The 6,170-nt window shown below is 42.7% G+C and carries 3 protein-coding genes and 1 pseudogene; all 4 read left to right on the forward strand.

The genetic code is table 11. From position 1 onward, the window contains the following. The first annotated feature begins 515 nt into the window (after positions 1-515). The 4 genes and pseudogenes from ACFVSH_RS21690 to ACFVSH_RS21705 all read left to right on the forward strand — a co-directional run bounded on the left by ACFVSH_RS21690 (position 516) and on the right by ACFVSH_RS21705 (position 6,103). On the forward strand, positions 516-2,120 hold the full coding sequence (locus tag ACFVSH_RS21690; RefSeq protein WP_387707765.1) for a sigma-54 interaction domain-containing protein: 1,605 nt from the start codon (positions 516-518) through the stop codon (positions 2,118-2,120). Between the two features lie 131 nt (positions 2,121-2,251). After that, positions 2,252-3,403 carry an iron-containing alcohol dehydrogenase gene (locus ACFVSH_RS21695; RefSeq protein ID WP_387707767.1) on the forward strand — a complete coding sequence of 384 codons (1,152 nt, stop codon included), beginning with the start codon at positions 2,252-2,254 and terminating at the stop codon, positions 3,401-3,403. Between the two features lie 14 nt (positions 3,404-3,417). After that, positions 3,418-4,806, forward strand: a complete 1,389-nt coding sequence (locus tag ACFVSH_RS21700) for a hypothetical protein (RefSeq protein WP_387597347.1) — start codon at positions 3,418-3,420, stop codon at positions 4,804-4,806. After that, positions 4,803-6,103, forward strand: a pseudogene (locus ACFVSH_RS21705) (NAD-dependent succinate-semialdehyde dehydrogenase). The gene ACFVSH_RS21700 and the pseudogene ACFVSH_RS21705 overlap by 4 nt, the downstream one beginning before the upstream one ends. The last annotated feature ends 67 nt before the right edge of the window (positions 6,104-6,170 follow it).

Genomic DNA, 6,170 nt, shown 5'->3' on the forward strand with positions numbered 1-6,170 from the left:
CCTCATCATCTCAGGTCTTAACCCTTCTATTTTAAATAATAGTTCTGTCTAAATGTTAAAACAATGTTGATTGGAGTGGGTGAGCGAGACTCCTGCTTAGAAAAGCGCGTTCAATGGAGAACCTACAGGCGCAAAAGCGCCGAGGAGGCTCCCGGACCGCCCGCGGAAAGCGAGCGCCTGGAGCGGAAATCAACGGACTAATTGTAAAAAAGCCATATGTGGAAAGATGGTCAAAATACATATGAACACCTTCAACTCCTTAGATATGGTTTCTATCAAATAATGGAGAGTTGAGGATCCAAAGGAACAGGCTTTTTCGTACAACAAAAGGGGAATTTTTCCTTTGGTGATTGAAAATGGATTTGAGCATAAAAAACACCATTGGTATTATTAAAGTGTCATTCCGGTGCATATTTATCGCTTTAATCAGAAATAGCATATATGGATTGATTTGTTTTATCGGTTTAGCATTTATACATAGTATCATAAAGGGATCAGGTTAGGAGTGGATATTGATGACTAAGTTTTATTCGGATATGACAGTGGAGGAAGCAATATCATGTTTTCCCATAGGAAGCACAGAAGTGGAAGTTTTGGATGATTCAGAAGTTTTCATCGGATTTTTGACAATAGAGGCGTTATCTGCGGCAGTGCAACAGAGTGATTTGACGAAGCCCATTTCCCATTTCATTACTGTGAATGCACAACTACAAAATTTACGCAATTACTCCATACCATATGAACAATTTCAAGCATTCTTTGAGAGTGATTTATGCAGGGTTGTATTTAATGCCCTGTATGACGGCGTATATATCACGGATGGTGCTGGAACGACATTATTTATCAATCAAGCTTACCAGCGTATTACCGGAATAAGAGAAGAGGAAATTATCGGAAAACCGATGAGTTATTTAATTGAGCAGGGTATGATATCCGTTTCCGCTTCATTGGACTCTATCCTGACGAAAAATCAAGTTACTTTGACGCAAAGAATCCGAAATGGAAGAAAGATTATCGTATCGGCCACACCTATTCTATCGCCACAGAACGAAGTCATATTTGTCATAAATAGTGTAAGGGATATAACTGAATTAATCCGGATGAAGTATACGATTGACAGTCAAAAGCTATCCTTCCAACCTATTTCTCAATTATTGCCTGGCTCGGAACAGGTCAATTTACAAGAAATAATCATTGGGCCTTCTACAACTCCCTTATTTAAACTGGCAGATAAAGTAGCTAAAACGGATGCGAAAATCTTGTTACAGGGGGAAACGGGAGTAGGGAAGAGTTTAATCGCCAAGTACATACATGCCAAAAGCTCCAGGAATGAAAAAATTTTCCTTGAATTAAATTGCGGGGCGATCCCTGCGAGCTTGGTGGAATCTGAACTTTTTGGATATGAACCAGGGGCGTTTACCGGATCCCTTAAGAATGGGAAAATGGGGATTTTCGAGAAAGTGAATGGTGGCACGTTATTTTTGGACGAAATTGGGGATTTACCTTTAGAGTTACAGGTGAAACTTTTGAAAGTGGTAGAAGAAAACAAGTTCATGAGAGTAGGTTCTACCGAAATGAAAGAGGTGGATGTCAGGTTAATTACAGCCACCCATCGGGATCTTGCCTCCCTCGTTCAAGAAGGGTCTTTCCGCGAAGATCTATATTACCGGCTTAATATCGTATCATTTGAAGTCCCGCCCTTACGCCAGCGAAAGGAAGAAACGATCCCACTTTTAGAAATGTATTTGAAAAAATTCAATGAAAAATATAATGAAAAGAAAAAGATGACACCTGAATGCTATGAATGGCTGACGAACTATTCGTGGCCTGGTAATATACGTGAGCTCGCGAGCCTTGCAGAGCGACTGGTCGTCACGACTTATGACGATACGATTGATTTGCCTAATTTACCATCTTTCATCCAGCCGGTCATATCAAAAAAAACTACAAAACATTCATTGAAGGATGCCGTTTCCGAGCTGGAGCGATCCCTGATCCTGAATGCGATGAAAAAATATGGGACTACAAGGGCTGCGGCCATCTCATTGGATATCAGTCAAAGCTCTTTAGTGCAAAAAATGAAAAAATTTCACATTCGATTAAAAAACGAATCGAATTAGTTTTTTTGATTTGATTTCTACTCGTAATTTCTCTTGTTATCCACGAAAAAAAGGCTATCCCCCTGATAAATTAAGCGTTTTCACTTTGGCATGATTCCTGCATTAGTAAAAACATGAAAGGGGAGATGACCATGAATATTTCTATTTTTTCAATGGCTAACAAATTGATGACAGGATCAGATTCTTTACAGCAGCTGACTGATGAGGTCAAGCGATTAGGGATGAAGAATCCGTTGATAGTTACAGATAAAATTTTACTGGATGCCGGGGTGGTGCAAAAGGTTGAGGATCTACTTTCATCAGCATACGGTATTTTCTCGGATGTGAATCCTGAACCGGAAATTGAAATCGTTGAGCTATGTGTACGGTCTATCAGGGAGGGAAATCATGATGGACTGATTGCGGTAGGCGGGGGTAGTGCGATGGATATTGCGAAAGCCTCTTCCGTCATGGCTACAAATTCAGGTAGCATCGAGACATATTTCGGTACGAATTTGATTGAAGTTCCGGGTCTGCCTTTAATAGCCATACCGACGACGGCCGGAACCGGGTCTGAAGTGACGAATATTTCGATTTTATCGGACAAAAAAGAACAGGTGAAGAAGGGGATTGTTAGTACATATCTTTTACCGGATGTAGCGATCGTATCGCCTGTCATGACGCTGACTTGCCCGCCAAGTGTGACGGCTGCGAGCGGAGTGGATGCACTTGTCCATGCGGTAGAGGCTTATATTTCCAAATTTGCTTCGCCCGTTACAGATGCTTTGGCAATTGGTGCCATGAAGTTAATCGCAAAAAATTTACCAAAGGCTTATGCTGCACCAGATAATCTGGAAGCACGTGAAGCCATGATCACGGGAAGCCTAATGGCAGGGTTAGCTTTTGGAAATGCAGGTGTTGGAGCTGTCCATGCCTTAGCTTATCCTCTTGGAGGCCGCTTCCATCTATCACATGGAGTCAGCAATTCATTATTACTGCCATTTGTCATGAAGTGGAATAAAATTGCATGTTTGGAAAGGTTCAGAGACATTGCTGAAGTACTTGGAGAGAAAGTCAATCATTTAAATGACGATGAGGCAGCGGATAAAGCTATAGAAGCGATGACCAGAATATGCCGTTACGTAGATATACCTGAGTCACTAAGAGAATTTGACATTCCTGAATCGGCTTTAAGTGAAATGGCCGCTGAGGCCATCAAACAAGTCCGTTTACTTCGCAATAATCCCCGTGCATTAAACGTTCGGGATATCGAAAAAATTTATCGTTCAGCCTATGGCTTTTAAGTGGAGGAAACAATATGAAATGGAAAAACCGTCGCTACGGAGATGAAACATCGTATATACCTGCGGGACCTTTTAAGATTAGACTTCCATTTGTCCATTATCGTTTTGAGTGGCCTGACTATGTTCAAGGGTTATTGATGTGTGCAGTTGACCTTGGAGCGATTACGCTGCTTGCAGACCATCTGGGGATGCCTTTTGATGTAGCTCTAGCCGTCGTTGTCTTGAATGGATTATTGTATTTAGCACATCATTTACTCGGGGACCCAGTAATACCAGGTTGGATTACACCTGCAGTTCCACTGCTTGTATTGTTCGTCGGGCAATTTCCGGAAGGACCTGATCGAGTCTATGCACTCGTTGCATTTCAATTAACATTAGGTATTTTATCAATAGTGCTTGGAATGACCGGACTTGCGAGTAAGGTCGTACGATTAGTGCCGAATGCAATTAAATCGGGCATCATTTTAGGGGCAGGAATTGGTGCTGTCGTATCCATTTTCGAAGTGGGTGGAAAGTTTGATTTATTTCCTTATACAATAAGCATTTGCATCGGATTTGCCTTTTACTTGCTTTTTTCAAAAAATTTCGGGAAATTAAAAATGCGAAATAAAATTTGGGTATTCATAGGCAATTTAGGGATATTGCCAGCAATCTTGCTTGCTGTTTTTGTAGCCCCTATTTTTGGTGAAGCAAAATGGCCTGATATTCAATGGGGTTTCAGCAGTCCGGACTTTGCTACGCTTTGGTCGGACTATACTGTGTTCGGTTTAGGTTTCCCTGCCTTGACCTTCTTTTTAAGTGCGATTCCAGCTGTTTTTGCCACTTATTTAGTGGTATTCGGGGATGTGCTGAAAACAAAAGCGTTGCTTTCTGAATCCGATGAGGTCAGGGAGGATGAAAAAGTGGACTATAATCCAAACAGAGCTCATTTAATTTTTGGCGGCCGAAATGTGATCATGAGTTTTATCGGACCTGATATAACGATGTGCGGTCCGTTGTGGGCAGCCATGCAGGTCGTGGTTGTGGAACGGTTCAAAAATGGCAAGAAAGCGATGAATTCTTTCTTCGGCGGTGCTGGCTCGTTCCGTTGGGGTACGAATACAGGGTTATTCTTATTGCCGGTAGTCAGCTTGGTTGAACCGATTCTCGGTGTGGCCTTGGCCCTAACGCTTTTGGTTCAAGGGTATGTTAGCGTACGCGTCGGTGTGATGCAGGCGAAGAGCCAACGCGACCTGGGAATTGCAGGGGTCGTCGCTGCCATCCTTGTTATAAAAGGTGCTGGAATGGCGTTTGCAGCGGGAATTCTATTATGTGTCCTTCTATATGGCAGGGACTTTTTCAAAGGTGAGAATGATAAGACTTTTACAGAGCATGCAGAAGAAGAGGAGATTAAAGCAGGATGAAAAAAGTAGTGGAAAAATGGCCAATTTATATAAACGGCGAACCTGTTCATACAGAGCGTCATTTTGTAGTGGAAAATCCAGCAACATTGGAGCCTGTGGGTTATGTTCCGGACGCTAACGAAAAAGAGGCAAAGGCCGCTGTGGATGCAGCTCAAGCTGCTTTTCTGACTTGGTCGAAAACCAGTGCTTACCATAGGGCGGAATTACTTGAGACCGTAACTATGGGGAGATCATTCCAGCCTCTGTTGCTTCAAAACGTATTTTAGTGCAAAAGCAGGCAGTCGGTGTCGTCGCTGCCATTACCCCGTGGAACTTTCCTGCTGCCATGATCACGAGGAAAGTGGCTCCAGCCCTTGCTGCAGGATGCACCGTGGTCATCAAACCAGCGGAACAAACGCCTTTGACCGCTTTGCTATTAGTTGAAAGTGCCCAGGAAGCAGGCATTCCGGCCGGTGTGATAAATATTGTGACAACACAAAAACCGGGAGATGTGTCAGACGTCTGGATGAATGATTCACGTGTTAAAAAGATCACATTTACTGGCTCCACTCCTGTAGGGAAACATTTAATGAAAAAGGCAGCAGAAACAGTAAAGAAAGTCTCGCTTGAACTCGGTGGATTGGCTCCGTTCATCATTGCTGAAGATGCGAATATCGAAGAAGCAGTAACCGGTTTGATTCAATCGAAATTCAGGAATGCGGGACAAACATGTATTTGTGCGAACCGAATATTCGTCCATGAGACAATTGAACAGCCGTTTTTACAAGCTTTTAAAGAAGCCGTTTTAGCTTTGAAGGTTGGAAATGGTATGGAAGGGACCGACCTTGGTCCATTGATAGATGGAGCCGCAGTTGAAAAAGTCCAACATCAATTAGAGGATGCTGCAAGTAAAGGGGCCATCATCCATAAAACCTCAAAAGTCGATGAAAAACAAGGCTATTTTATCGCACCAGCCATACTTTCCAATGTTACGGATGATATGCTGTGCATGCAGGAAGAAACGTTTGGGCCAATTGCACCGGTCAGTACATTCAAAACCGATCAAGAGGCGATCGATCGGGCCAATAACACGAATTTTGGCCTGGCAGCTTATGTGTATACAGAGTCATTAAATAAGGCAGTTGCCTATTCGGATAGTCTTGAATATGGAATCGTCGGTATTAATGACAGTGCCCCATCCACTGCCCAAGCCCCATTTGGAGGCATGAAGGAAAGTGGTATAGGCAGGGAAGGGGGACACTACGGCATGGATGAATATTTAGAAGTGAAGTATGTCTCCATGCTGCTAGGCAAGTAAATAAATAGAATGGAATAGTCCACCATGATTTTCAGGTATTCAAAAAGAGCAGAAGGCACATCAAATA

Origin of the sequence: Peribacillus sp. NPDC058002, from assembly GCF_042886655.1 — a bacterium.
Classification (GTDB): domain Bacteria; phylum Bacillota; class Bacilli; order Bacillales; family DSM-1321; genus Peribacillus; species Peribacillus aracenensis.

Excerpts from the sequence above, each read along its gene's own strand:
- ACFVSH_RS21695 (WP_387707767.1), top strand. The coding sequence starts at position 2,252 with ATGAATATTTCTATTTTTTCAATGGCTAACAAATTGATGACAGGATCA.
- ACFVSH_RS21690 (WP_387707765.1), top strand. The coding sequence starts at position 516 with ATGACTAAGTTTTATTCGGATATGACAGTGGAGGAAGCAATATCATGT.
- ACFVSH_RS21700 (WP_387597347.1), top strand. The coding sequence starts at position 3,418 with ATGAAATGGAAAAACCGTCGCTACGGAGATGAAACATCGTATATACCT.